Source organism: Kocuria marina (genome assembly GCA_014652975.1).
GTDB classification, from domain to species: domain Bacteria; phylum Actinomycetota; class Actinomycetes; order Actinomycetales; family Micrococcaceae; genus Kocuria; species Kocuria marina.
Genome location: BMZV01000001.1, coordinates 462,046 through 488,225, shown reverse-complemented (window position 1 = coordinate 488,225; position 26,180 = coordinate 462,046). Strand labels below are relative to the sequence as shown.

Annotated in this window: 24 protein-coding genes; 8 read left to right on the top strand and 16 right to left on the bottom strand. The window is 69.4% G+C overall.

All coding sequences use genetic code 11. The features are described 5' to 3' along the window. Positions 1-40 precede the first annotated feature (40 nt). The 3 genes from IE157_RS02325 to IE157_RS02315 are packed head-to-tail and all read right to left on the bottom strand — an operon-like array spanning position 41 to position 1,922. A complete protein-coding gene (locus tag IE157_RS02325) occupies positions 41-664 on the bottom strand; it encodes a DUF3618 domain-containing protein (protein WP_064846348.1) in 624 nt (207 codons plus the stop codon). Then, positions 661-1,131 carry a phage holin family protein gene (locus IE157_RS02320; RefSeq protein ID WP_193519002.1) on the bottom strand — a complete coding sequence of 157 codons (471 nt, stop codon included), beginning with the start codon at positions 1,129-1,131 and terminating at the stop codon, positions 661-663. Before IE157_RS02320 ends, IE157_RS02325 begins: the two co-directional genes overlap by 4 nt. After that, the gene (locus tag IE157_RS02315; protein ID WP_064846350.1) at positions 1,128-1,922 is read right to left on the bottom strand and encodes an ATP synthase subunit B family protein; all 795 of its coding nucleotides are present in this window, start codon (positions 1,920-1,922) and stop codon (positions 1,128-1,130) included. Before IE157_RS02315 ends, IE157_RS02320 begins: the two co-directional genes overlap by 4 nt. 236 nt (positions 1,923-2,158) lie before the next feature. Here IE157_RS02315 and clpB point away from each other — a divergent pair, with 236 nt between their 5' ends. Next, a complete protein-coding gene (gene clpB, locus IE157_RS02310; protein ID WP_193519001.1) occupies positions 2,159-4,849 on the top strand; it encodes an ATP-dependent chaperone ClpB in 2,691 nt (896 codons plus the stop codon). 51 nt (positions 4,850-4,900) lie between these two features. On the opposite strand, the gene IE157_RS02305 is transcribed toward clpB, so the two are convergent. Beyond that, a complete protein-coding gene (locus tag IE157_RS02305; protein ID WP_064846352.1) occupies positions 4,901-6,805 on the bottom strand; it encodes a BCCT family transporter in 1,905 nt (634 codons plus the stop codon). Positions 6,806-7,083: 278 nt separating this feature from the next. Between IE157_RS02305 and IE157_RS02300 the strand changes: the two genes are divergently transcribed. Next, positions 7,084-7,284 (top strand): DUF3073 domain-containing protein, encoded by a 201-nt coding sequence (locus tag IE157_RS02300; protein WP_064846353.1) that lies wholly within the window; start codon positions 7,084-7,086, stop codon positions 7,282-7,284. A gap of 120 nt (positions 7,285-7,404) precedes the next feature. Here the strand turns inward: IE157_RS02300 and purM are convergent, their stop codons facing one another. From purM to IE157_RS02275, 5 genes are all read right to left on the bottom strand, one after another. Continuing rightward, a complete protein-coding gene (gene purM / locus IE157_RS02295; RefSeq protein WP_064846354.1) occupies positions 7,405-8,565 on the bottom strand; it encodes a phosphoribosylformylglycinamidine cyclo-ligase in 1,161 nt (386 codons plus the stop codon). Next, positions 8,562-10,103 carry an amidophosphoribosyltransferase gene (gene purF / locus IE157_RS02290; RefSeq protein WP_064846355.1) on the bottom strand — a complete coding sequence of 514 codons (1,542 nt, stop codon included), beginning with the start codon at positions 10,101-10,103 and terminating at the stop codon, positions 8,562-8,564. Before purF ends, purM begins: the two co-directional genes overlap by 4 nt. A 12-nt stretch (positions 10,104-10,115) precedes the next feature. Beyond that, positions 10,116-10,457: a hypothetical protein gene (locus IE157_RS02285; RefSeq protein ID WP_064846356.1), complete on the bottom strand. Its 342-nt coding sequence runs from the start codon at positions 10,455-10,457 to the stop codon at positions 10,116-10,118. A gap of 71 nt (positions 10,458-10,528) precedes the next feature. After that, on the bottom strand, positions 10,529-10,894 hold the full coding sequence (locus IE157_RS02280) for a sterol carrier family protein (protein ID WP_064846357.1): 366 nt from the start codon (positions 10,892-10,894) through the stop codon (positions 10,529-10,531). A gap of 52 nt (positions 10,895-10,946) precedes the next feature. Further along, on the bottom strand, positions 10,947-11,948 hold the full coding sequence (locus tag IE157_RS02275) for an asparaginase (protein ID WP_098053735.1): 1,002 nt from the start codon (positions 11,946-11,948) through the stop codon (positions 10,947-10,949). A 71-nt stretch (positions 11,949-12,019) separates the two neighbouring features. Between IE157_RS02275 and purD the strand changes: the two genes are divergently transcribed. Together purD and IE157_RS02265 are read left to right on the top strand one after the other, a co-directional pair. Further along, positions 12,020-13,387, top strand: coding sequence for a phosphoribosylamine--glycine ligase (gene purD, locus IE157_RS02270; RefSeq protein WP_064846359.1), 1,368 nt, complete (start codon positions 12,020-12,022; stop codon positions 13,385-13,387). Beyond that, positions 13,384-14,355: a phosphoribosylaminoimidazolesuccinocarboxamide synthase gene (locus tag IE157_RS02265; protein ID WP_193519000.1), complete on the top strand. Its 972-nt coding sequence runs from the start codon at positions 13,384-13,386 to the stop codon at positions 14,353-14,355. Before purD ends, IE157_RS02265 begins: the two co-directional genes overlap by 4 nt. Before the next feature lie 96 nt (positions 14,356-14,451). Here the strand turns inward: IE157_RS02265 and IE157_RS02260 are convergent, their stop codons facing one another. From IE157_RS02260 to IE157_RS02250, 3 genes are read right to left on the bottom strand one after another with little or no spacing between them, the layout of a single operon-like run. Further along, on the bottom strand, positions 14,452-14,790 hold the full coding sequence (locus tag IE157_RS02260; protein ID WP_231885550.1) for an MGMT family protein: 339 nt from the start codon (positions 14,788-14,790) through the stop codon (positions 14,452-14,454). Beyond that, a complete protein-coding gene (locus IE157_RS02255; RefSeq protein ID WP_064846362.1) occupies positions 14,787-15,917 on the bottom strand; it encodes a sensor histidine kinase in 1,131 nt (376 codons plus the stop codon). Before IE157_RS02255 ends, IE157_RS02260 begins: the two co-directional genes overlap by 4 nt. Before the next feature lie 50 nt (positions 15,918-15,967). After that, complete coding sequence (locus IE157_RS02250; RefSeq protein WP_064846363.1) at positions 15,968-16,162, bottom strand: hypothetical protein; 195 nt, start codon at positions 16,160-16,162, stop codon at positions 15,968-15,970. A 46-nt stretch (positions 16,163-16,208) separates the two neighbouring features. Between IE157_RS02250 and IE157_RS02245 the strand changes: the two genes are divergently transcribed. After that, on the top strand, positions 16,209-16,931 hold the full coding sequence (locus tag IE157_RS02245; RefSeq protein WP_318281264.1) for a response regulator transcription factor: 723 nt from the start codon (positions 16,209-16,211) through the stop codon (positions 16,929-16,931). Positions 16,932-17,431: 500 nt separating this feature from the next. Here IE157_RS02245 and IE157_RS02240 read toward each other — a convergent pair whose 3' ends face one another. Then, positions 17,432-18,199, bottom strand: a complete 768-nt coding sequence (locus IE157_RS02240) for a FadR/GntR family transcriptional regulator (protein ID WP_193518998.1) — start codon at positions 18,197-18,199, stop codon at positions 17,432-17,434. 174 nt (positions 18,200-18,373) lie between these two features. Continuing rightward, the gene (locus IE157_RS02235) at positions 18,374-20,044 is read right to left on the bottom strand and encodes an L-lactate permease (protein ID WP_193518997.1); all 1,671 of its coding nucleotides are present in this window, start codon (positions 20,042-20,044) and stop codon (positions 18,374-18,376) included. Positions 20,045-20,350: 306 nt separating this feature from the next. Here IE157_RS02235 and IE157_RS02230 point away from each other — a divergent pair, with 306 nt between their 5' ends. Genes IE157_RS02230 through IE157_RS02220 form a run of 3 tightly spaced genes read left to right on the top strand, consistent with a single transcriptional unit; the run spans position 20,351 to position 23,819 of the window. Beyond that, on the top strand, positions 20,351-21,193 hold the full coding sequence (locus IE157_RS02230; protein WP_144931716.1) for a (Fe-S)-binding protein: 843 nt from the start codon (positions 20,351-20,353) through the stop codon (positions 21,191-21,193). After that, positions 21,190-23,178, top strand: coding sequence for a LutB/LldF family L-lactate oxidation iron-sulfur protein (locus IE157_RS02225; RefSeq protein ID WP_193518996.1), 1,989 nt, complete (start codon positions 21,190-21,192; stop codon positions 23,176-23,178). The genes IE157_RS02230 and IE157_RS02225 overlap by 4 nt, the downstream gene beginning before the upstream one ends. After that, complete coding sequence (locus IE157_RS02220; RefSeq protein WP_193518995.1) at positions 23,175-23,819, top strand: LutC/YkgG family protein; 645 nt, start codon at positions 23,175-23,177, stop codon at positions 23,817-23,819. Before IE157_RS02225 ends, IE157_RS02220 begins: the two co-directional genes overlap by 4 nt. 232 nt (positions 23,820-24,051) lie before the next feature. Here the strand turns inward: IE157_RS02220 and moeB are convergent, their stop codons facing one another. Continuing rightward, a complete protein-coding gene (gene moeB / locus IE157_RS02215) occupies positions 24,052-25,242 on the bottom strand; it encodes a molybdopterin-synthase adenylyltransferase MoeB (protein ID WP_193518994.1) in 1,191 nt (396 codons plus the stop codon). After that, positions 25,239-26,180: a thiazole synthase gene (locus IE157_RS02210; protein WP_052160824.1), complete on the bottom strand. Its 942-nt coding sequence runs from the start codon at positions 26,178-26,180 to the stop codon at positions 25,239-25,241. The genes moeB and IE157_RS02210 overlap by 4 nt, the downstream gene beginning before the upstream one ends.

The following is a 26,180-nucleotide window of genomic DNA, read 5'->3' as shown; positions in this document are numbered from 1 at the left end:
CGTTCCCGGTCAGGGGCCCTAGGGTGCGATTACGAGCGGATCAGGCCCGCTGCGTGTCGTCCTTGACGTTTTTGGCGTGCTCCTGCGCGGAGCCCTTGAGCTGGCCGGCTTCCTGCTGACCCTGCTCCTTGACCTCCTGGGCGCCGGACTGCGCGGTCTGCTTGACCGACTCCGCAGCCTCCTTGGCCGGTTTTTTCAGGTCGTCCGCGATCTCCTGCGCGGTTTCCTTGGTGGAATCCATGGCGCTCTGCAGGTGCGGCTGGACGCGGTCGGCGGCCTCGGCCACGAGCTCCTGCTCCTTCTGGCTCGAGGGCAGCAGGGAACCGATCAACCAACCGGCACCGAGGGCGATCAGGCCCGCGGCCATGGGGTTGCCACGGGTCTTGGCCCGGGCGGCCGCCGGGGCGTTGCTGATGGCCTCGCCGGCCTGGTCCATGCGGTGGGAGGCCTCGTCACGAAGGTCGCGGCCTGTATCCCGGGCGTCCTCTGCGGAGCCCATGATGGACTCACGGACGTCCTGGATCTTGTGGCGGGCCTTGCTCTTCTGACGGTCGACCACCTTTTCCGGGGTCACCTTCTCCGCCACGGCGTCCACGTCCGCATTCAGGCGTGCACGGGTGGCTTCGATATCGGCGCGGATCTGATCAGGGTTCTGCTGGCTCATCGGGTCTCCTTGGAAGGCTTCACGGTATCCGGAATTTCGCTGACGGTTTCGCGGGTTCGGGGCAGCGGGTCCTTGGTGGCCTGGGCCATCTTGCGCTTGCCGCGGTCCAGGTTCTTCTTGCCCACCGCGGCGAGGATCGCGGCGATGATCGCCCAGATGAGCGCCACGATCACGGCCGACCAGCCAAGACCCACCAGGTTGCCCAGGGCCCACATGAGGGCCAGGGATAGGAACAGGAGCACGAAGTGGCCGGCCACACCGGCGCCTCCCAACAGCCCCGCGCCCTTACCTGTGACCTTTACGGAGTCCGTGGCCTTTTGGATCGCCATGTTCGCCTCGGCCTTGGCCAGCGCGATCTCCTGCTGGATCAGGGTGGTCAGGTTGGTGCTCAGAGACTTGAACATCTCACCGAGCGACTCGTGCTCCGCCCGCTCTTCGGGTTCCGACGGGGGAATGGGGTGACTCATCGACGCTCACTGCCTTGTCCGGGGTAGGTGGTGCCGGGGACCTGGGTGTCGCCCTGACCGGGGTACGTGGTGCCGGGAACCTGCGCGTCGCGCTGATCCGGGTAGACCGTGCCGGGAACCCGGTCGGTGTAGGTGCGGGTGCCCTCGCCACGGGTGTCGTTGCGGTACGCGTACGTGTCACCCGTGCTGGGGGTGCCGTACGCGGGTGCCTGGGTGCGGGCGACGGTGTCGTGGTGGTCGTTGCCGATCTCGTCGCTGTCCTTGGCGCTGCGCGTGGCGCGCCCGGCGAGCAGACCGATGCCGGCCGCGATGGCCAGGAAGGTCCCGGGACGGCGGGCAGCGAAACGGCGTACGTCACCGAGCAGCTGCTGCGGGTCCTTGTTCTCCAGCGAGGACGCGAGGGAGTTCACGGTGCCCGAGGCGTTGCCGAGCAGGCCACTGACGTACTCGGTCTCCGGCTTCTTGCCCTGGGAGATGGCGTCCACCTCATCGCTCACGGAGCGGACGGTCGATGCGAGGCGCTCCTGCTGCGGGCCCACGTAGCCCTGTAGGTCTTCCTTGAGGCGGCCCCACAGGTCGTGCGCCTGGCCCATGGCCTCGTCCTTGGCGGCGACGGCCTGCTCCTTGGCGGTCTCTTTCACGCGGCGGCCGGATCCAGCCGCCTCGTTCTTGAGCTGCTGCGCCTCGACCTTGCCGGATTCCGCGGCGACGTCCTTCTTGGACGGGACCTCGGTGGAACCCTGGGAGTGGGTCTGTTGACCAGCTCGACGCTGATCGTTGTTGTTGCTCATAGTGGCACCTTTCCTACAGCATGTGGTGGATTTAATAAGGCTACATATTATCGGGGGATTGGTATAGAGCATTCGATAATCTATTTCCACCCGGTTAGGCCGAAAACCCGGAATGGAAAATGAATTGACAAATCATTTCGCGCTGAGCGGAATATCGGGCTTCCCGTATCAAGTTGAGCGTAGTAGACTCAAGTTAACTGAAGTCAACGTCATCACTACTGTCGGAAGGAGCCGCCGTGGACACCAAGTTCACGACCAAGTCTCAAGAAGCCCTGAGCGCTGCAGCGTCGAATGCCGCGACCGCGGGCAACCCCAATATCGAGCCCGCCCACGTCCTCAAGGCGCTCATGGACCAGCGCGACGGCGTGGCCGTCGCTGTCCTACAGGCCACCGGTGCCAACGCGGACGCCGTGTCCATCAAGGCGAGCAACATCATCCACGAGATGCCCAGCGCATCCGGGACCTCCACGGCCCAGCCCCAGCTGAGCCGCACCGCGCTGCAGGCACTGCAGGCCGCGGAGAACTACGCGCGTGACCTCAAGGACGAGTACGTCTCCACCGAGCACCTGCTCTACGGTCTGGCCGCGGGACGCGACAAGACCGCCGAGGCGCTGCAGGCGGCGGGCGTGACCACGGAGGCGCTCGCACAGGCCATCCCGCAGGTGCGCGGTGACCGCCGGGTCACCAGCCCGGACCCGGAGGGGACCTTCCAGTCCCTCGAGAAGTTCGGCACGGACCTCACGGCGATCGCCCGCGAGGGGAAGCTCGATCCCGTGATCGGGCGTGACTCGGAGATCCGCCGCGTGGTCCAGGTGCTCTCGCGCCGGACCAAGAACAACCCCGTGCTGATCGGTGAGCCCGGTGTGGGTAAGACCGCCGTGGTCGAGGGCCTCGCCCAGCGCATGGTGGCCGGGGACGTACCCGAGTCGCTGCGCGGCAAGACCCTGATCTCCCTGGACCTGGGGTCCATGGTGGCCGGCGCCAAGTACCGCGGGGAGTTCGAGGAACGCCTCAAGGCCGTCCTGGACGAGATCAAGAAGTCCGAGGGTCAGATCGTCACGTTCATCGACGAGATCCACACGGTCGTGGGCGCGGGTGCGTCCGAGGGGTCCATGGACGCGGGCAACATGCTCAAGCCCATGCTGGCCCGCGGTGAGCTGCGCCTGATTGGTGCCACCACGCTGGACGAGTACCGCGAGAACATCGAGAAGGACGCCGCCCTGGAGCGTCGGTTCCAGCAGGTCTACGTGGGGGAGCCCTCGGTCGAGGACACCGTGGCGATCCTGCGCGGGTTGAAGGAGCGTTACGAGGCGCACCACAAGGTGCAGATCGCGGACTCGGCACTCGTTGCCGCCGCTCAACTGTCCCAGCGTTACATCCCCAGCCGTCAGCTCCCGGACAAGGCCATCGACCTGATTGACGAGGCCGCGTCCCGGTTGCGCATGGAGATCGATTCCGCCCCGGAGGAGATCGACGAGCTGCGCCGCTCCGTGGACCGCTTGACCATGGAGGAACTGGCCCTGGACGGGGAGACAGACCCCGCGTCCGTCGAACGTCTGGCCGCTCTGCGCCAGGACAAGGCGGACAAGGAGGCCGAGCTGGATGCCCTCAACGCGCGGTGGGAGGCCGAGAAGGCCGGACTCAACCGCGTGGGTGACCTCAAGGCGCAGATCGACGACCTGCGCTCGCAGGCCGAACGCGCCCAGCGCAACGGTGACTTGGGGGAGGCCTCCCGCTTGCTGTACGGCGAGATCCCGGCTCTGCAGAAGGACCTGGACGCCGCACAGGCGCAGGAGGAGGCCGGGGCCCGGCATGACACCATGGTCTCGGAGGAGGTTACCGCGGACGACATCGCCGAGGTGATCTCCGCGTGGACCGGTATCCCCGCGGGCAAGATGCTGCAGGGCGAGTCCGACAAGCTGCTGCACATGGAGCAGCTGCTGGGCAAGCGCCTGATCGGGCAGAAGCCGGCCGTGAGTGCGGTCGCGGACGCCGTACGGCGTTCCCGCGCGGGGATCTCGGACCCGGACCGCCCCATCGGCTCGTTCCTGTTCCTGGGTCCCACGGGCGTGGGCAAGACCGAGCTGGCCAAGTCCCTCGCGGACTTCCAGTTCGACGACGAGCGCGCCCTGATCCGCATCGACATGTCCGAGTACTCGGAGAAGCACTCCGTCTCACGCCTGGTCGGCGCCCCTCCGGGGTACGTGGGCTACGACGAGGGCGGACAGCTGACCGAGGCCGTGCGGCGTCGTCCGTACTCGGTGGTGCTGCTCGACGAGGTCGAGAAGGCCCATCCCGAGGTCTTCGACATCCTGCTGCAGGTCCTGGACGACGGTCGCCTGACCGACGGGCAGGGCCGCACGGTGGACTTCCGCAACGTGATCCTGATCCTGACCTCGAACATGGGCAGCCAGTTCCTGGTGGATCCCACCATGGACGAGGAGGCCAAGAAGAACGCCGTGATGGGCGTGGTCAACGCCTCGTTCAAGCCGGAGTTCCTCAACCGGTTGGACGACATCATCATGTTCGACCCGCTGAGCACCGAGGACCTGGCCAAGATCGTGGACATCCAGGTGGCCCAGCTCGCGCACCGTCTCGAGCAGCGGCGCCTGTCCTTGGAGGTCACGCCCGGGGCTAGCGAGTGGCTGGGTATCACGGGCTACGACCCCGCCTACGGTGCCCGCCCGCTGCGTCGGCTCGTGCAGCGCGAGATCGGTGACCGCTTGGCGCGCGGGCTGCTCTCCGGCGCCATCACGGACGGGGACACCGTGCTCGTGGACGTCAACCCGGACGTCGCTCAGGACGGCCTGACTGTCACCGCTTCGCACGGCGACGACCCGCAGGACGACGACGCCGCGCACGCCCACGACGCCCCGGCGCGGGACAGCGGCGACGACGTCGTGGACGCGGAGATCGTCGACGAGTGACACCCCGGCTACCGCGGATGCGTTCGCGGTGACCGAGACCGCCCGAGGAGCCTAGTGCTGCTCGGGCGGTCGTCCGTTCCGGGGCGACCGCTCATCCACGGTGGGCCTCTCGCCCGCGGCCGGCTGATCGGCCACGGCCGGCCGCGCGTCCACGTAGGTGTCCTGACGGTAGTCGTACTCCACGGGCTGACCGTTCTCGTCGGTGCGCTGGTACCACGAACTCATGCGCTCCCCCGTGGAGTCCACGTCGTGACCGGCCGCGGCGGGGCCCTCCTGGTGGCGGACCTCCAGGGCGAAGTCGTCCCCGTGCTCGTCCATGCCCTGGCGTACCGCGTTGTCGAGCGCCGTGCGCGCGTAGTGGTGGCGCAGACTCATGGGATCGGTGGAGAGGTCCCGCAGGAACGCCGGGATCAGGGCCAGCAGGATCACCGCGAACGGCAGCGCCGCCACGGTCACGAGGTCCTGCAGACCCTGCAGGGCGTTCGCCCCGCCCACCGCGAGCATCACGGAGGACACCCCGGCCAGGGCCACACCCCAGAAGATGATGATCTTCCGGTCCGGTTCGGGCTTGCCCTGCTGGGACATGGACGCCATCACGAGCGTCGCGGAGTCCGCGGACGTAATGAAGAAGACGGCCAGCAGCACGATGATCGCAATGGGCGTGATCTGCGCGAACGGCAGGGCGTCCAGGACGCGGAAGAGCATGTCCTCGGGGGACGCGGCACCCGCGATGTCCACGCCGTCGCGCTGCAACCAGATGGCGGTGCCGCCGAAGACCGAGAACGCGAGCACACAGATCACGGTGGGTGCCAGCAGTACCACGCTCACATACTGGCGCAGGGTGCGCCCGCGGGAGATGCGGGCCACGAACACGCCCACGAACGGCGCCCACGAAACCCACCACGCCCAGTAGAACAGGGTCCATGAGCGCATGAATTCCTCGGCCTCCCTGCCCCAGGACGCGGAGAGGGACAGCATCTGGAACATCTCACCGAAGTACGTGCCCACGACCGAGGGGATGAAGTTCAGCAGGAACACGGTGGGGCCCGCCACGAACAGGAAGAACGCGACCACGGCCGCGAGCACCATGTTGAAGTTCGAGAGCCTGCGGATCCCCTTGGCCACGCCGGAGACCGCGGAGATCAGGAACACGCACGTGAGCACCGCGATGATCGCGATCAGCACCGCGTTGCCCACCTCACCGAGACCGGTGATGATCTGCAGACCGCGGCCGATCTGCAGCGTGCCCAATCCCAGGGAGGCGGAGGTCGCGAAGAGGATGCCCACGATCGCGAACATGTCGATGAGCCGCCCGCCCACGCTCAGGTGCGCGCGCTGGCCGAAGATCGCGGACATCAGCAGGGGCCGCCCACGGCGATAGCCCGCGTAGCCCACGGCCGCCCCCACGAGCGCGTAGATGGCCCACGCCTGCAGTCCCCAGTGGAAGATGGTCTGTGCGAGTGCGGAATGCATCGCGTGGTAGCTCTGCGCCGCGGCGCGTCCCGGGGGAGGGGTCATGTAGTACGTGACGGGTTCGTAGACACCGAAGAAGATGAGCCCCACGCCCATCCCCGCCGCGAAGAGCATGGCGATCCACGACCCCATGGAGTAGGCCGGTTCCTCGCCGTCCTTGCCCAGAGGGATCCGGCCGTAGCGTGAGAACCCCACGAAGAGCAGGAACAACAGCATCACGGCGGCCAACAAGGTGAAGACCCATCCGCCGTAGGTCACCACCGCGTCCAGCGCACCTTTGGACACCGTGGTGAGCGATTCGGTGGAGACCGCACCCCACACCACGAACCCCACGATCAGTGCTCCGGCGACCCCGAACGTGATCTTGTCCGTGCGGTAGCGCACCCGCTGCTCCTCCACCGAGACCCCGGGCACCAGGCCCGGGTGGGTGTCATGGGGATACGGACTCTCGGAGGGCGGGACCCTCCGCGGGGATGAACTCATGGCAAACCTGCTCTGGTGCGGGGAATGTGCGGACTGCGCCGCCGGGGCCGTTTCACTGTACCGGCCGGATTCGCCCCGCGAGTTTCCTCGAACCACGCCGTGAGGGCCCGGGATTCGCCCGGGATTCGCCCGGGGTGGACGCACGGCGTGCGGGTGCGCGAGAAGCGTACAAAACATGTACCCTGGACACACGAAAAACTGACAAGACACTCCGGGGCCGTACTGTGTGCTCAACACGGTACCGCCGATCGGACACGAGACGCAGAGGGGGTCACGCCATGGGGCGCGGCCGTCAAAAGGCGAAGGCGACACGACAGGCGCGGGAGATGAAGTACTTCAGCCCGCAGACCGACTATTCGGCGTTGCAGCGGGAGTTGCGCAGCAGCAAACCGTCCTCCCGAGCCATGGATCACGAGGAACGTCCCGAGGATGAGGACGACTACTCGACCTACGCGGAGAAGTACTCGGACTACGACTGATCCGCTCGCCGCGCCACCGCGGCGGCGTCGTCATCGTGACCAGCAGAGCAAGGAACCGCCCACACGAGCGTGTGGGCGGTTCCTTGCGTGCCCGTCGCGTCGCGGGCGCTCGGTGCGCGTTCAGAGGGCGTAGTCACCTGTCATGAGCACGCCGCCGCCGGCCACGCCCTTGGCGCCTTGCACCCAGTCACTGCCGTGGCGGGAGGCATCCGGGTCCACGGGACCCACGCGGCCCATGATCCAGGACGGCAGCCCGCGTTCGGTGAGATGGGCCACGGCGGCGTCGGCCACGGCGGGGTCCACGATCGCGACCATGCCCACGCCCAGGTTGAGCGTGCGCTCGAGGTCCGCCAGGGGCACCTGACCGAGCTGCGCCACGAGCTGGAACACGGGCGGCAGGGACCACGTGGAGCGCTCCACCGTGGCCTGCAGGTCCGCGGGCAGAACACGCGCCAGGTTGGCCGCGAGACCACCGCCGGTCACGTGGGAGAAGCCGCGCACGCCGTGGCCCGTGGTGCCGTCCGGACCGTTCACGGGGAACGCCCGCGCGAGGTCCAGGACGTCCGCCGCGTAGACGCGCGTGGGTTCGAGCAGTTCCTCGCCCAGGGTCCGGCCCAGTTCGCTGACCTGGCGGTCCAGCTGCCAACCGGCCACGTTGATGACCCGGCGCACCAGGGAGTACCCGTTGGAGTGCAGCCCGGAGGACGCCATGCCGATCACGACGTCCCCGTCACGCACGCGCTGCGGGCCGAGCAGTTCGTCCGCCTCGATCACGCCGGTGGCCGCACCGGCGACGTCGTACTCGTCCACGCCCAGCAGCCCGGGGTGCTCGGCGGTCTCTCCGCCCACGAGGGCGGTGCCCGCGGCCTCGCACGCCGCGGCGATGCCCCGCACGATGTCCGCGATGCGTTCCGGGACCACCTTGCCGGTCGCGATGTAGTCGGTCATGAACAGCGGCTTGGCGCCCACGACCACGATGTCGTCCACGACCATGCCCACGAGGTCCCACCCGATGGTGTCGTGGACGTCCAGGGACTGGGCGATCGCGACCTTGGTGCCCACGCCGTCCGTGGACGTGGCCAGGTAGGGCTTGCGGTAGCCGGTGAGCTCGGAGACGTCGAAGAGCCCGGCGAAGCCGCCCACGCCGCCCACCACGCCGGACGTGTGGGTCGCCTTCACGGCGGACTTCATGAGTTCGACGGCGCGGTCCCCGGCCTCGACGTCCACCCCCGCGCTCGCGTAGGTGACGGCTTCCGTGCCGTGGGCTCGGGACTGGCTCATGCGGTGGTCTCCTCGTGGGCGGTGTCGGTGCGCGGTGCTGGGTCCACGAGGTCCTCGGAAGGTTCCGCGTGGGCCCCGGGGGATTCCAGCACGGACTTGCCGAGCCGGTCCGCCTTGGGCAGGGCCGTGGGGTAATCACCCGAGAAGCACGCGGTGCACAGGGTGGAACGGGGGCGGGCGGTGGCCTCGATCATCCCCTCCTCGGAGATGTACCCCAGGGAATCGGCGCCCAGGGAGGCGCGGACGTCCTCCACGGCGAGCCCGTTGGCGATCAGCTCCGCGGGGGACGCGAAGTCGATGCCGTAGAAGCACGGCCACTTGATGGGCGGGGAGGAGATCCGCACGTGGATCTCCGCCGCCCCCGCTTCACGCAGCATGCGCACGAGGGCCCGCTGGGTGTTGCCGCGCACGATCGAGTCGTCCACGACCACCAGGCGCTTGCCCGCCACGATCGAACGCAGGGGGTTGAGCTTGAGCCGGATCCCGAGCTGACGGATGGTGTCCGAGGGCTCGATGAACGTGCGGCCCACGTAGGAGTTCTTCACGAGTCCGTGTCCGAACGGGATGCCCGAGGCCTCCGCGTATCCGATCGCGGCGGGGGTCCCGGACTCGGGGGTGGGCATCACGAGGTCCGCGTTCACGGCATGCTCGCGCGCGAGTTGTCGGCCCATCTCCACGCGGGACTCGTACACGGAGCGCCCGGCGATCGTGGTGTCGGGGCGGGCCAGGTACACGTACTCGAACACGCACCCCGCGGGCTTCGCCTCCGCGAAACGGCGCGAACGCAGGCCGTTCTCGTCGATTGCGATGAACTCACCAGGTTCCACCTCGCGCACGAGGGAGGCGCCCACGATGTCCAGCGCAGCGGTCTCGGAGGCCACGACCCAGCCGCGTTCCAGTCGGCCCAGCACGAGGGGACGCACGCCCAGGGGATCGCGCGCGGCGTAGAGTGTGGCCTCGTCCATGAACGTGAGACAGAAGGACCCCACGAGCCGGGGCAGCAGCATCATGGCCGCCTCCTCGAGCGAGTTTAGGGGGTGCTCCGCGAGCAGCGCGGTGATCAACGCGGTGTCCGTGGTGTTGCCCCGGGCGATCTCACCGCGGGACGGGAACCCGGACTTGTCGAGCAGCAGGTCGTAGAGCTCGGCGGAGTTGGTCAGGTTGCCGTTGTGCGCGAGCGCGAGCGTGCCGTGCGGGGTGGCACCCAGGGTGGGCTGGGCATTGGCCCAGTGGGACGCACCCGTGGTGGAGTAGCGCGCATGTCCCACGGCCAGGTACCCCTTGAGGGTGTTGAGCGTGGTCTCGTCGAAGACCTGGGACACGAGCCCCATGTCCTTGTAGACCGAGATCCGTTCCCCGTCGGACGTCGCGATGCCCGCGGACTCCTGCCCGCGGTGCTGCAGCGCGTACAGGCCGTAGTACGTCAGTTTGGCGACGTCCTCGCCCGGGGCCCACACGCCGAACACGCCGCACGCGTCCTGGGGGCCTTTTTCTCCGGGCAAGAGGTCGTGAGAGAGTTTTCCGTCAGCTCGAACCACGCAGACAGTGTCTCATGTGCCGGGGCGCTCGTCCGCCCCGTGAAGATCCTGGACCTCCGCGGTCACGTGCCGGGAGCGTTTGAGGGAGATCCGGTCCAGGACGAGTGCCACCACGGCACCCACGGTCGCACCCACGATCAGGAACGTCATGAGGAAGAACCCGATGATGGCCCCGCGGGTGTAGGCGAGCGATCCGGGGCCCAGCGCCCCCACGAGCAGTCCCGCGATGGCCCCGACGGCCGCGCCCGTGATGAGGAACGCGATCATGTTGGGGGCGCGGCGCACCGTCATCCGTTCGGTGGCGGAACCGGGCTGCGAGGCGGGCGCGGGCGTCTCGGGATCGGCGGAGCTCATGGTTTCCAGGTTATCGCGCATCCGGGCGTGCGCGGGCCACGCGATGTCGTCGGTGGGGCGTGGGTGGTGCCTCAGCCGAACAGCGGGAGCCACGCGCTGAGGTCGGTGCGCGTCCCGGACGCCGCGACGCTGCCCTCGCGGACGCTGTCGGTCCACCGTGCGCGTCCGGTCGCGAGCGCGAGCCACGTGGTGGCGTCGGTCTCCACCACGTTGGGTGGGGTGCCGCGCGTGTGGCGCGGACCGGGGACGCACTGGGTCACGCCGAAGGGCGGCACGCGCACCTCCACGGAATTGCCCTCAGCGCGACTCGCGAGTTCCTCGAGGCAGTAGCGCACCGCGGTGGCCGTGGTGCGGCGGTCGGCCTCGTCAGGGGATCGACGCCAGCGCGCGAGCGCGAGGCTGCCGTCCGCCGGGTCGACCTTGCGTCGGATCGTCATGGCCCACCTCTGGGATCGTGGATCTCGGATTGAGGATCGGGGGGGGGGGCGGTCAGCCCAGGAGTTCCCGCAGCGGCTCGGCGAGCTCGATGGCACCCACGGGCCGCCCGGCCCCGGTGATCGGGTGCGTGACGCGTTCGAGGACGCGATCGGCGTCGGCCCGGGAAACGGCACCCGCGTGCGCGAGCAGTGTGAGGCCCACGAGTGAGTTGGCGCGCGAGGAACCGTCCAGCATCTTGATGGCCACGGACCACCCGGAACGGGTGCCCAGCCCCAGCACGCCCTCCGCGCCGAGCTTGGTGATCACGTCCAGCTCCTCCATGATCACGGTGTTCGAACGCCCCGGGCCCTGGACGTACTCGGGGTAGTCGAGCATGGACGTGGCCACGGTCGCGGCGCGGGCGTCAGCCTGGACGTTGCGTGCGGCGCGCCCCAGCGTGGAGTACATGCGGGCGAGGCCGGTGAGGGTGATCGCCGTGAGCGGTGCACCGCAGCCGTCCACGCCCACGTGCTGGGCGCGCTCGCCGGAGAACTCCTCGATGGTCTCGATCACGAGCTGCTGCAGCGGGTGCTCGGGATTCAGGTAGGAGTCGATGGGCCACCCGTTGGTCACGCACGCGAGCAGGAACGCCGCGTGCTTGCCCGAACAGTTCATGCACATGCGGTTGCGGCCGCGTTCGGTGCGGATCAACCACGCGCGCGTGTCCTCGTCCTGGGGCCAGTCCGGCGGGCACTGCAGCGCCTCGGGGTCCAGCTCGGCCGCCTTGAGGATCGAGTTGACCGCGTCCAGGTGGTCGAACGTGGCGGTGTGCGACGCCGCCGCGATCGCCACCTGCTCGCCGCGCAGCGGGGCCCCGGCCTTCATCGCGGCGATCGCTTGGAACGGCTTGAGGGTCGAGCGCGGGAAGATCGCCTCGTCCGGAGCGCCCACGGAGAACGCCACGGATCCGTCAGGTGCCAGCACCACGGCGGATCCGCTGTGCCGGGACTCCACGAAGCCGCTGCGTTGCACCACGGCGAGTTCCACGGCCTGGTCCGAGCTGAAGGTCTGCATACCTTCCAGTATGGCAGCGTGGCCCGCGCAATCGTTGCCCGGACGGGGGCTGTGGCCGATACGCTGAGCGCGTGAAGGTTTTGGTGGTGGGCCCAGGGGGCCGCGAACACGCGATGATCACGTCCCTGCTACGGGACCCGCACGTCAGCGAGGTGCACAGCGCACCCGGTAACCAGGGGATCGCCCAGGACGTCCCGGTACATCCCCTCAACGCGCAGGACCCGGAGGCCGTGGTCGCGCTGGCTCGGGAGTTGGACGCGGACCTCGTGGTCGTGGGACCGGAGGCACCGCTCGTCGCCGGTGTCGCGGACGCCCTCACTCGTGCGGGCATCCCCGTGTTCGGTCCGTCCGCACAGGCCGCGCGGATCGAGGGCTCCAAGGCGTTCGCCAAGGAGATCATGGCGGCGGCGGGTGTCCCCACCGCGCGATCGGTGGCCACGACGGATCTCGCGGACGTGCGGGCGGCCTTCGAGCGTTTCGGTGCGCCCTACGTGGTTAAGGACGACGGGTTGGCCGCGGGCAAGGGCGTGGTGGTCACGCCGGACCGGGACCGTGCCGAGGCCCACGCGCGCGAGTGCCTGGACGCGGGCGGTGCCGTGGTCGTCGAAGAGTTCCTGGACGGCCCGGAAGTGTCCCTGTTCGTGCTCAGCGACGGCGAGAACGTGGTCCCACTGCAACCGGCCCAGGACTTCAAGCGCGTTCGCGACGGTGACCAGGGCCCCAACACGGGTGGCATGGGCGCTTACACGCCGCTCGAGTGGCTGCCCGAGGGGTTCACGGACGAGGTCGTGCGCCGCGTGGCCCGCCCCGTGATCGACGAACTGCGACGCCGCGGCACCCCCTTCGTGGGGGTGCTCTACTGCGGTCTCGCCGTGACCGAGCGCGGCATCCAGGTCATCGAGTTCAACGCGCGCTTCGGCGATCCCGAGACCCAGTCCGTCCTGGCGGTGCTCGAAACCCCGCTGGGCGAACTGCTGCTCGACGCCGCGCAGGGCCGGTTGTCCGAGCGCGAGGAGCTCCAGTGGGCCTCCGGCGCGTCCGTGACCATCGTGCTCGCGGCTCACAACTACCCGGGCGCCCCGCGCAAGGGGGACGTGATCACGGGGCTGGCCGAGGCCGCCCAGGACCCGGACACGTGGGTCATCCACGCCGGCACAGACCGCAACGCCGCCGGGGAGATCGTCTCGGCGGGCGGGCGCGTGCTCGCCGTCGTCTCCCGCGGGGCGGACCTGCGGGAAGCGCGCGAGCGTGGCTATCGTGGGATGGAGCGCATCACCCTTCCCGGATCGCACTACCGCACCGACATCGCACTGGCCGCGTCCGAGGGACGGATCACGGTCCCCGGGGGCCAACCGGGTCCCGGCACCACGGACGCCCCGGGCGGGACGCCGGGTCGCACCGGGGCGCCCACCGCGACCACAGCAGAGGAGCAGGCATGAGCGAGCACGGCATACCCCTCGAGATCCCGGGCTGGAAGCACGTCTACTCCGGCAAGGTCCGGGAACTCTACGTCCCGGACGACTCCCGCCTCAGCGCCACGGGTGTGGCGATCCACGACGACGCCGAGTACCGCGCCGGTGCCGTGCTCGTGGTCGCGAGCGACCGGATCTCCGCGTTCGACCAGGTGCTGCCCACCACCATCCCGGACAAGGGCGTCATCCTCACCCAGTTGTCCCTGTGGTGGTTCCAGCAGTTGGACGGGATCGCGAACCACATCCTGACCACGGACGTTCACGAGTCCGTGCGCGGGCGCGCGGTCGTGTGCAAGAACCTGTCTATGTTTCCCGTGGAGAACATCGTGCGCGGGTATCTCACCGGCTCCGGGCTCAAGGACTACCGCGCCACCGGGTCGGTGTGCGGGATCGAGCTGCCGGAGGGCCTCGAGGACGGCGACCGGCTGGAGCAGCCCATCTTCACCCCCACGGGCAAGGCCGAACTGGGGGAGCACGACGAGCCCATCACATATCAGGAAATGGCGAACGTGGTGGGCAATTCCGTGGCGGACCGGTTGCGGGAGCTGTCCCTGAAGATTTACTCGAGCGCCGAGCGGATCGCCCGGGAGCGGGGGATCATCGTGGCGGACACCAAGGTGGAGTTCGGCCTGGACTCCTACCGCGGGGCCATCACCCTGGGGGACGAGGTGCTCACCCCGGACTCCTCACGGTTCTGGGACCTGGAGACCTACAAGCCGGGCCGCCCGCAACCGTCCTTCGACAAACAGTACGTGCGGGACTGGTTGCGCTCGGACGCCTCCGGGTGGGACGGCCAGGGCCCCGTGCCCGAGCTGCCCGAGGAGGTCGTGGCCAAGACGCGCGAGCGCTACGTGGAGGCGTACGAGCGGCTCACCGGTCGGGTGTTCGACGCCCGCGGCCCGTTCTTCGAGGTCGCCGGCCCGCCCGAGTACTGATCCGGCCGAGTACGGATCCTGCCCGGCGCTAGGCTGGCGGCAGCGCGGGTCCTACTTTGTCGAGACTGACGCGTCGGCGCGCTCACGCGCCGGTGCTCACCGGCCGTCCCAGCGCCCGGTGCGCATATCCACGCGGACCCAATGGGCGTCGGTCTCGCGCAGGGGCGTGCCCTCGCGTTCGTAGTGTTCCCGCGCAGTGATCTGCAGGTGGTCGGGCAGCGTGCCGTCCGCGCGCACCACACGCCACCACGGGACGTCCGTCCCGGCCAGGCCCATGGCCATGATCCGCGCCGCGAGCCGCGGGGTGCTCAACCACGCGAGTTCCGCCACGTCCCCGTAGCTGAGCACCGCGCCCGGTGGGATCGCGACGACGACGCCGCGCACGGCCTCGACCGCGTCCGTCCCGGTCCTCGGGGCGTCCGGGGTGTCACTCACGCGACCGGGATCCGCACGTCCAGGTGCCACACGGCATTGCGCGGACCGTACTCCACCTGACCGTTGAGCAGGGCGACCCGTTCCTGGATGCCGCGCAGCCCGAACGCGGAGGTCAGTTCCCTGCGCCCGGAGTCGGTGCCGGCACCCCGGCGGATCTGGTTCTCGGCGTGGACGTGCACGGCGCCGTCCCGGACGAACACCCGCAGGGCGCACCGGGAACCCGTGGGCGCGTACTTGATCATGTTGGTCGAGGCCTCCTGCAGCACCCGGGCCGCGGTGCCGCGGATGGACGTGGGGATCTCGTCCAGGCCGTCACCCAGTTCGAGCTCCGGCACGAGTGCGGCGCGTTCGAGGCTCGCCGCGAGTGCCCGGGCCACGCCGTACAGGGACCCCGTGGTGAGCCCGGAACTGCTGTCCCGCTCGTCCGGGGCGCCGGGGGAGTCCCGCAGGATGTGCAGCAGCGTGCGCAGCTCATGCAGCCCGGAGCGGGCGGCGGAGTCCATCATGTCGATCGTGCGGTGCAGTTCCCTGGGGTCCTGCTGCCGGTGGGACCCCGCAGCCTGCATGGTCACGAGGGTCAGTTCGTGCGCGACCACGTCGTGCAGGTCCCGGGCCAGGGCGAGCCGTTCCTGCTCCCGCAGCCGCTGGTGGGTGACCTCCAGAACCGCGAGGCGGCGGGTGTTGAGCCGGTACTGGGTCACGAAGAACCGCACGGCCGCACCGATCAGCGCGGACACACCCAGGGGGATGCCCACGGTCCACACGAAATCGGAATTGCGCAGCACCCCCGCGGACACGACTATCCACGTGGCGGTGACCGCGAGGTGGGCCAGCGCGGTCCCGCGGGAGAGCATCGCGAGCACCGCGACCATCACGACGCACCCGCACAACAGGGCCAGGGCGTAGTCGTGCAAGACCGTGGCCAACACGTACGACAGCGTGATGGCCACGGCGCTCGCGAGGGGCGACCATGCGAGCAGCGCCACGGCCCCGTAGCTCAGGACCAGGAAACTGCTCGAGAGCACGGCGGGTGCCGGGGGCATGAACGACCACGGCATGGACCGCAGGTCGTCGAGCAGTGCCACCGCGGCGAAGAGCACCACGACGACACGCAGCCAGCTCGGCATACCGCCGGATCGAGGGGCGGGGTCCACCCCGATAGCAGTACCCCCCGGGATCACCGGTTGGGGCAGAGAACGGGCCAGTAGTGGCAGATCACGTTCGTGGGGCCGCGCGGGACTGTGGGGGACGCGGCGTGCGCCGGCGCCGCGCTGAGGATGAGGGCTCCGCTCAGCAGGGCCGCGGTGGCGGTGCGCACCCAGCGTGTGCGGGTCGAAGTGGTGGTGGTCACGGGGGACGAGTGCTCAGTCATGCGCTCAGTTTATGATCAGGCCATGGATTTGTGCAGGCTTCTCTTGGTGGACGATCATCCGCTCATGCGTGACGCCCTCGCGAACCTGTTCCGCGCGGAGCCGGGTTTCGAGGTCGCGGGGGAGGCCTCGGACGGCGCGAAGGCCGTGGCCACGTGCCTGGAACTGCGCCCTGACGTGGTGCTCATGGACATCCGTATGCCGGGGATGGACGGGATCGAGGCCACCGGGGAGATCGTGCAGCGCTGCCCGGAAACCAAGGTGCTCGCGCTGACCACGTTCTCGACCCTCGAGTACGTGGTCCCCGCTCTGCGCGCGGGAGCCTCCGGGTACCTCGTCAAGGACGCCCGGCACGACGAGATCGTCTCCGCCGTGAGCCTGATCCGCGAGGACGAACTCGCGCTGTCCCCGTCCGTGGCCAGCTCGCTGGCCAACAACGTGTTGGGGGACGTCCCGGTGCCCTCCGTGCGCCGCGGTCACCTGCGCGCGGCGGCGGCCGGCGCCGTCGAACCCGCATCCCGGGGACCCCACCCGGACGCGCCCAAGCTCTCGCCGCGCGAACTCGAAACGCTCGAGTGGATCGCCAAGGGGCTCAACAACAATGAGATCGCCGAGCGCATGTCCGTCTCGCACGGCAGTGTGAAGGCCTACGTGTCCCATCTGTGCGAGAAACTCGCGGTGCGGGATCGGGTCCAGGTGCTGATCTCGGGCATCCAGTGGGGCCTCGTGCATCCCGAGCTGGACGACGAGCGGTACCCCCACCTGACCTGATTCCCAGGTTACCTTCAGGTTCACGCTCGAAGACTGGCCGAATGGCCATGGTGGCGCGGGTCCCCGGTACGGCACAGTTAGTGGTGGACATCGGAAGAGATGTCCACCGCTCCACGGGGGTCGAGCGAGTGTACGGCGTGCGGCCCCGAGTAGGAGCGGACCGCTGAACTCGCGGCGGGGGTCCTCGTACCCCCTTGTGACAGAGCTCCGCGAGGCCTGGATCACCTCGCGTGCAGTTCCGAGGTCCTCCGTCGCGTCAGCGGGCCAGGGCGGATGCAAGCCTGACCCCGGCGCCTCCCGGCCAGGAGGCGCCGGGGTTTTTCCTTTGTCAGGGGAGTTTCCGACGTGCGGGTCAACGGCGCCCCTTCATCGATCCGACGCTGACGCCCGGGTCGGTCGTAGCCGGTCTCGAGACCGTTCGCTGCCGGGTCGTTCAGTCCCGTTCGGCTCGGTTTCTACCCGGCTCAGTCCCGTTCAGTTCAGTCCTGCCGGGCCCGGTCCTATTCGGCGCGGTCATGCGCGGCGCGGTCGTGGTTGGCTCGGTCCTGGTCGGCCGTGCCGGTCGCATCCGGCACGAAGCCGTAGAACCACATGATGTGCTCGCGCAGCAGGCGCGCGGTCAGGGCGCCGTCGCGTTCGGTGGTCGCGCGCAGGATCGCGCGGTGCTGTTGCTGCAGGTGCGCGCGGATCTCCGGCCAGCCCGTGACCTTCGCGACCGTCTCCTGGACGTACCCGATCGTGGCCTCGCGCAGGGACGCCATGATCGTCTCGAGCACCACATTCCCGCTCAGGGATGCGAGGCGCACGTGGAACTGCGCGTCCAGCGCGTGGAACTCGGCGTCGCTCACCTCGGGGTCGTCCATGCGGTCGAGCAGTTCGCCGGCCTGCGCAAGGATCTCGTCCCGGTGCGGATCGGTCGACGACGCCGCCTCAAGACTCGCGTGGCTCTCCAGCAGCACGCGTGTGCCCACCACGTCCGCGACCGGCAAGGAACGGGTGGCAATGTGCATCCGCAGGGCCCAGCCGAGCGCCGCGGAGGGGTCCGAGATAACGGAGGCCCCGGACTGCGGGCCCGAGCCCGTGGCCGTCCGTACGAGCCCCATGGCCGCGAGGATCCGCACGGCCTCCCGTACCGACGCCCGGGAGATGCCGAAGTCCTCGGCGAGCGCGCGTTCGGCGGGGAGCTTGTCGCCCACGTGCAGCCCGCCCGTGCGCAACTGGTGTTCGAGCCAGTCCAGCACGAGGGTGTAGGCGGGGGTGGTGCTCATTGATTCCTCTCGGGGCGGGTCCGTGGTCCGTTGCGGCGAGGTGCCGCCGGACCGGTCTCCTCACGGTGCCCACAGGGTTGCGGGTGCCAGGGCGTGCTGAGCCCCGTGGCGCTCGGCGTCCCCGGGGTGCCCGCAGCTCCGCGGCGCCCGGACGGTCTGGTATCTCAGGAGTGCTCAGGCGGCGGGCAGCATCCATGCGAGCACGTTGGACTGCAGGAACACCAGGCAGCACAGCACCAGCAGCATGCCCAGGGACCACGGGACCACGGAGCGGAAGATCTGAGACTCCTTGCCCTGCATGCCCACCGCTGAGGACGCGATGGCCAGTGACTGCGGCGAGATCATCTTGCCCACCACACCGCCGGACGTGTTCGCGGCGGTCATCAGGTGCGGGTCCAGCCCAGACCCCAGGGCCGCGGTCTTCTGCAGGTTGGCGAACAGTGCGTTGGCGGACGTGTCCGAACCGGTGACCGCGGTGCCCACCCAGCCCAGCACGGGGGAGAAGAACGCGAACGCCGCGCCAAGACCGGCCACGAACGTGCCGATCGCCAGGGTCTGGCCGGAGAAGTTCATCACGTAGGCCAGTGCCAGCACGGACATGATGGTCAGGGCGGAGAAACGCATCTTCCAGAAGCTGCGTCCGATTTCGGCAAGGGCATCCGCGATCGAGAGTCGGAACATCCCGTGGTGGTTGAACAGGGCGTAGATCACGGCCACCAGCAGGCCGGTGATGAGCAGCAGCGTGCCGGGGCTGGAGAGCCACTGGAAAGAGTAGACCGTGCCCGAGATGGCTTCGCCCTTGGCATTGAGCAGGTGCCCGTTCAGGCCGGGCCACGGGATCTTGACGTCCGTGGACGCCAGCGCCTTGGGCACATTGACCCCGGCGGTCCAGAGCTTGGCGACGCCGAAGACGGCCACCACCAGCAGGTAGGGCAGCACTGCCATCCACACGCGCCCGGCCGTGAGCACCGCAGCATCCTCCGGGCGGGAGACGCCCAGGTCCGCGCGCACGGCCTCGGCGCCCTTGGGACGCCAGAAGCGCATGAGGATCACCACACCGGCGAGCCCGGCGAGGGACGCCACCACGTCGGTGAGCTCGTACGAGAAGTGCGTGGCGCACCACCACTGGGCGATCGCGAAGCTGCCGCCCACCACGAGGGCGGCGGGCCAGGCCTGCTTGAGACCGCGGGCGCCGTCGACGATCAGCAGCAGGAAGAAGGGGACCACGAACGCGAAGAACGGGGCCTGGTGCCCCACCACGGCACCGATGTGGGCGGGGTCCAGATCCGTGAGCGTGCCCGCGGTGGTGATGGGGATGGCGATCGCGCCGAAGGCCACCGGGGCGGTGTTGGCGATCAGCACCAGGGTGGCCGTCTTGAGCGGCTTGAGGCCGAGGGCCAGGATCATCGTGGCGGTGATCGCCACGGGGGCACCGAAGCCTGCGAGAGCCTCGAGCAGACCGCCGAAGCAGAACGCGATGAGCATGGCCTGGATGCGCAGGTCACCGCCCCCGATGGTGTCGAAGATGGTGCGCAGGTCCTCGAAACGCCCGGAGAGCACGGTCACCTGGTAGAACCACAGGGCCATGACCACGATCCACACGATCGGGAACAGTCCGTAGACGGCGCCCTGGGTGGCGGTCAGTGCGGCGAGGTGCGCTGGCATGCCGAAGCCCAGGATGGCCACCAGCAGGGCCACGGCGAGGGACGTCAGCCCCGCCACGTAGGCGCTGGCCTTGAAGGCCAGCAGCATCACGAAGAAGGTCAGCAGGGGCAGGCAGCCGACCAGGGCGGACAGCCCGACGCTGCCGCCCACGGCGTCGGTCGCGGCGGTAAAGGTGTTCACGCGTTCTCCAAGGGGTGGGGCCGGATCGGAACCGTGGTTCCCGGATCGAGAGTGTGGTCTCGGCGGGGCGGTGTGCGCCACGTCCGGGCAAGTCGTACGATGAGTGGTCAGACCACATTGGTCCTACCGCACAGCGTACATGATGCAGGTCACATGGTGAACACCTCGCGCCCCGCCACGGGGAGCCCGCGCGGCCTTTCATGCCTGTCCCATGCCACGCCGTACGTTGTTGTGACCGGGCTCACGGGCGTAGCCTGGTATGACCGCAGAGTATGGACCGGGGCAGACGGTTAGGAGACCACACACATGAAAATCGCGCTCTTCGCCACATGCATTGTGGATGCCATGTATCCCAAGGTGGCGCTGGCCACCGTGCGGATCCTCGAGCGGCTGGGACACGAGGTCGTGTTTCCCCAGGGGCAGGGCTGCTGTTCCCAGATGCACGTCAACAGCGGGTACTTCCAGGACGCTGTGCCGGTGATCCGCAACCACGTGCGCGCGTTCACGAGTGTGGACTACGACGTCGCCGTGGCCCCCTCCGGCTCCTGTGTGGCCTCCCTGGGGCACCAGCAGCCGATGGTTGCGCGCCAGTGCGGCGAGGACGCCCTGGCCGAGGATGCCGCCATGGTGGCCAAGAACACCTACGAGCTCTCCGAGCTGCTCGTGGACGTGCTGGGCGTGACGGACGCCGCCGAGCAGCTCGGCTCCTGGTTCCCGCACCCGGTGACCTACCACCCCTCGTGCCACGGCATGCGCCTGTTGGGACTCGGGGATCGCCAGAAAGACCTCGTGCGCTCCGTGGCGGACATCGAGTTCCATGAGCTACCCGACGCCGAGGAGTGCTGCGGCTTCGGCGGCACGTTCTCCTTCAAGAATCCGGACGTCTCCGGTGCCATGGCGGACGCCAAGCTCAACAACATTCGCAGCTCGGGCGCCTCGCTGTGCACCGGCGGGGATGCCTCGTGCCTGCTGCACCTGGGCGGAGCGGCGTCCAAGCGGAACGTGGACGTCCAGACCGTCCACTTCGCGGAAATCCTCGCCTCAACCCGGGCCAACCCGCTGCAGGTAGAGGGCCCCGTTGAACTGTCCATCCCCCAGCCCGGCCGTCGCGCGGCGAGCCCGGCCACCACTGCAGGAGCAACTCGATGAGCGTCACGTCCCTCGGCATGCCCGCCGTGCGTCCCGTGCACGGGCAGGGCAACCTGCACGCGCAGGTCGCCTTCCCCAAGGCCGCCAAGAAGGAGCTGCAGAACAAGCAGATGCGCGCCAACATCCGGCACGCCACCCACACCATCCGCGCCAAGCGCGCCGGCGTGGTGGGGGAAGTCCCGGACTGGAGCGAGCTGCGCGACGCCGGCTCCGCCATCAAGGAGACCGTGATGGCGGAGCTGCCCGAGCTGCTCGAGCTGTTCGAGGCGAATGTGACGGCGCGCGGCGGCGTCGTCCACTGGGCCCGGGACGCGGACGAGGCGAACGCCATCGTGACCCGCCTGGTCCAGGAGCAGGACACCACGGACGTGATCAAGGTGAAGTCCATGGCCACCCAGGAGATCGGGCTGGACGAGCACCTCTCCGAGCACGGGATCACCGCCACGGAGACGGACCTCGCCGAGCTCATCGTGCAGCTGGGGCGGGACAAGCCCTCCCACATCCTGGTGCCCGCGATCCACAAGAACCGCGAGGAGATCCGCGAGATCTTCAGCCGCGAGATGCCCGGCGTCACCGAGGAGCTCACGAGCGAGCCTCGAGTGCTCGCGGAGGCCGCGCGGCAGCACCTGCGGGAGAAGTTCCTCACCTCCAAGGTGGCCATCAGCGGCGCGAACTTCGGCATCGCGGACACTGGCACCCTGTCCGTGGTGGAGTCCGAGGGCAACGGGCGCATGTGCCTGACCCTGCCCGAGACCCTGATCACCGTGATGGGCATCGAGAAACTGTTGCCCACCTACCAGGACCTCGAGGTGTTCTTCCAGCTCTTGCCGCGCTCCTCCACTGGCGAACGCATGAACCCGTACACCTCCCTGTGGACCGGCGTGACGCCCGGGGACGGCCCCAAGAACTTTCACGTGGTGCTCCTGGACAACGGGCGCTCCGCGGTGCTCGCGGACCCCCAGGGTCGCTCCGCACTGCACTGCATCCGGTGTTCCGCGTGCCTGAACGTGTGCCCCGTGTACGAGCACGCGGGCGGGCACTCCTACGGCTCCACCTACCCCGGTCCCATCGGGGCGATCCTCTCGCCGCAGCTCACGGGCATCACGTCCGAGAAGAATGCCTCCCTGCCGTACGCGTCCTCCCTGTGCGGGGCGTGCTACCAGGTGTGTCCCGTGAAGATCAACATCCCCGAGATCCTCGTGCATCTGCGGGACGAGGACATCCGCACCCAGCACGGGCAACGCGCGGACCACGCCCACCCGGCACCGGCCTCCAAGGACCCGGCGGTGGGCGGGGACGACAACTGGCGCGAGGAGAAGTCCCTGACCGCGGACGAGGGCCGGGGTGGGCAGGACACTGCCCCCCAGAAGGGCAGCCCCCAGGAGCTCGGTTCTCGGGCGCGTCGCGCAGGACGCCGCATCCGAGGAGCCGTGCCTTCCCGCGGTGTGCCCACGCAGATGGACGCCATGATGAAGGGCGCTTCCTTCGTGATGTCCTCTGGTCAGCGGATGTCCTTGGCGGAGCGCGGGCTACCCATGGGCCGTGTAATCGCCGGCCGCGACCGCGCCATCGGCTGGCTGCCCGGCATGGTGGGCGGCTGGACCGCCGAACGCGACATCCCCGAGCCCCCCAAGGAATCCTTCCGCAACTGGTGGAAGAAGCACGAGGGGGAGACCGGGGAACGACTCGAGCGCGACGGCGTCACTGCGGCGTCGGGAACCGCGCGCACCGGTGCGGGGCCCGCGGAGGACCACCCGGCGTCGTCCGTCGAGGTGGCAACCCCCCAGGGCCCGCACGGCGAGTCCAAGGCCGCCCGGACCGAGGAGACCGCGGCCGGCACCGGCCAGGACGCCGCCGCCCCGGGTGCCGGCGCGGATGCCGTGGCCGGGGCGTACAGTGCTGCCACGGGCGACCCCCACGAGGACAACATCGCACCCCGCAACGGCCACGCAGGCCGCGGGAACCAGGACGGAGAGCCGGCATGAGCGCCGACGCCAAGACCGAAATCCTCGAGCGGCTCAACGGTGCGCTCACGGACCACCCGCGGGCACCCCACGTGCCCCGCGACTACCGGCACACCTCGGACCTCGGGCGGGACGAGATCATCGACATGCTCGAGGACCGGTTGCTGGATTACAAGGCCAACGTCTACAGGGAGACCGCGCAGACCGTGGCGCAGCGCGTCGCCACCCAGCTCGGGACCTCCGCGCGCTACGTGATCCCCGAGGGCCTCGACACCGCGTGGTTGCCTGAGGAGACCGCCGCGCGCCGGGCCATCGTGGACCCCAATGACGGTCGCAAGGCCTCCGCGCTGACCGTGCGGGACCTCAACCAGGTGGACGCCGTGGTGACCTCCTCCACGGTCTCGTGCGCGCAGACGGGCACCATCTTCCTGTCCGGGCGCCCGGACGAGGGTCGGCGCGCCATCACCCTGGTGCCGGACCACCACATCTGCATCGTGCCGCTGGACTCCGTGGTGGAGCTCATCCCGGAGGCCATGGCCCGCGTGGAGCCCACTGCGCCCACCACCATGATCTCGGGGCCCTCGGCCACCTCGGACATCGAGCTCGAACGCGTGGAGGGTGTCCACGGTCCGCGCACGCTGGACGTGATCCTGCTGGGTTGAGGCCGCGCGGTCCTGTCCCGCATACTTCGAGAAAGGTCCCCGTCGCCCGCGTTACCGCGGTGACGGGGACCTTCGCGTTCACACGTTGCTCACCAGCAGCGATCGCTCACGAGGAGCTGCCGCGCGCGACAAGCGATCAGTCAGTCCAACGGCTATCCACCACGAACCGCTGGACCTCATGGTGACACACGCGCGGAAACCGCTCCTTGAGGAGGAGCTGTGATCGAACGGGTCAGTAGCGCGGCAGCGCCGGGTCCACCCGGTCGATCCACGCGAGCACCCCGCCGTCCAGGTGCTTCACGGTGTCCTCCCGCAGGGCGTAGTCCCTGCGCAGTGCCGCGAGGGCCTGGGCGGAACGGGCACCGGCCTTGCAGTGCAGGATCACGGTGCCCTCCGCCTCATCCGGAAGAGCCGTGACACCCCGGTCCAGGACGTCCTGCAGCGGCACGTGCACGGATCCGGGGATGGCCACGAGTTTGCGCTCCCAGTCCTCGCGCACGTCCACGAGCGTGAAGGACGTCTCCCCGAGGGACCGGGCGGTCAGTAGCTCGGCCAGCTCCGGGACGGTGACGGTCTCGTGGGGGGCGGGAGCGGCGTCGTCGTCGGAGGGCAGACCGCACGCGAGCGCCACCCGCGAGAGATCCGTGACGGGTGGGCGGTGCGGGTCCGGCAGGACCGTGAGCTCGCGCCACGTCTGGGCCAGGGCGTCGTGGATGAGGACCCTGCCGAGCAGGGGACGGCCGATGCCCGTGATGAGTTTGAGCGCCTCGGTGACCATGACCGAGCCGATCGTGGCCGGGAGCATGCCCAGCACACCGCCCTCGGCGCACGAGGGGACCTGGCCCGGCGCCGGCGCTTCCGGGAACAGGTCGCGGTACACAGGGCCGTGACCGGACCAGAACACGGAGACCTGGCCGTCGAAACGCAGGATGGAGCCCCACACCACGGGGATGCCGGTGAGTTCGGCGGCGTCCGAGACCAGGAAGCGTGTGCCGAAGTTGTCCGCGCCGTCCATGATCAGGTCGTAGCCGGAGAAGATCTCCAGGGCGTTGTCGGTGCTCAGCCGCTCGGGATGGCGGTGCACGGTGACCAGGGGGTTGAGCCGGGCCACGGCATCCGCGGCGGAATCGACCTTGGGCCGACCGATGTCGGCCATCCCATGGACCACCTGGCGTTGCAGGTTGGACACGGATACGACGTCGTCGTCGACCACGCCGATGGTCCCCACCCCGGCGGCCGCGAGGTACTGCAGCGCGGGAGCGCCGAGCCCGCCCGCGCCGATCACCAGGACGCGTGCGTTCTTGAGCCGACGCTGCCCCTCCTCGCCCAGTTGCGGCAACGTGAGGTGGCGTGAATAGCGTTCGAGTTCCTCGCGACTCAGATCGGAGGCGGGGGCCACGAGGGGTGGTAGCGGGGTGCTCATGAAACCTGCGATTCCAGCTGTGGGGTGGTGGATGAAGGCGCGGGCCAGTCCCCGCGGGGCGCGTCGGCGGTATCGATGCGCCCGGCCATGGGCGAGGACGCCACGGCGTGCGTGCGCCGCGCGATCCGCCCCGCGCCGCGGGCCAGGTGCCCCGCGAGCACGGCGTGCTTCATGGCACTCGCCATGGCCACGGGATCTTGCGCCCGGGTCACGGCGGACGCGAGCAGGACGGCGTCGCACCCGAGTTCCATGGCCAGGGCCGCCTCGGACGCCGTGCCGATCCCGGCATCCAGCACCACGGGCACGGACGCGCGGGACGCGATGAGTTCGATGTTGTGCGGGTTGAGGATCCCCAGACCCGTGCCGATGGGAGCACCGAGGGGCATCACGGCCACGGCCCCGGCGTCCTCGAGCCGCAGCGCGAGCACGGGGTCGTCGGACGTGTACGCGAAGACCTTGAAACCGCGCCGAGCGAGTTTCTCGGTCGCGTCCAGCAGCTCCACACCGTCCGGGAGCAGGGTGTCCTCGTCCGCGATGATTTCGAGCTTGACCCAGTCCGTCTCCAGCGCCTCGCGCCCCAGTTCAGCGGTCAGCAGAGCGTCCCGCGCGGTGTAGCACCCCGCAGTGTTGGGCAGCACCCGGATGTCGTTGCGGCGCAGCAGCCCGTACAGGCTGTCCTGCGGTGTCCCGGTCGACGACGCCGCTGCGCCACCTCCCGCGCGACCGCTCGCCCGGTTCGCCGTGCCGGATGCTTGCGCGCCCGCTGGCGAGGCGGGGCCGGGCGCGAAGCGGCGCAGGGCCACCGTGGTCAGTTCCGTCCCGGAGGCCAGCAGGGCCCGTTCGAGCATTGCGAAATCGGTGAGGCCCCCGGTGCCCATGATCAGCCGGGACGAGAGCTCCACCCCGGCCACGGTCAGGGGGGTTCCGTGCGTGGTCAT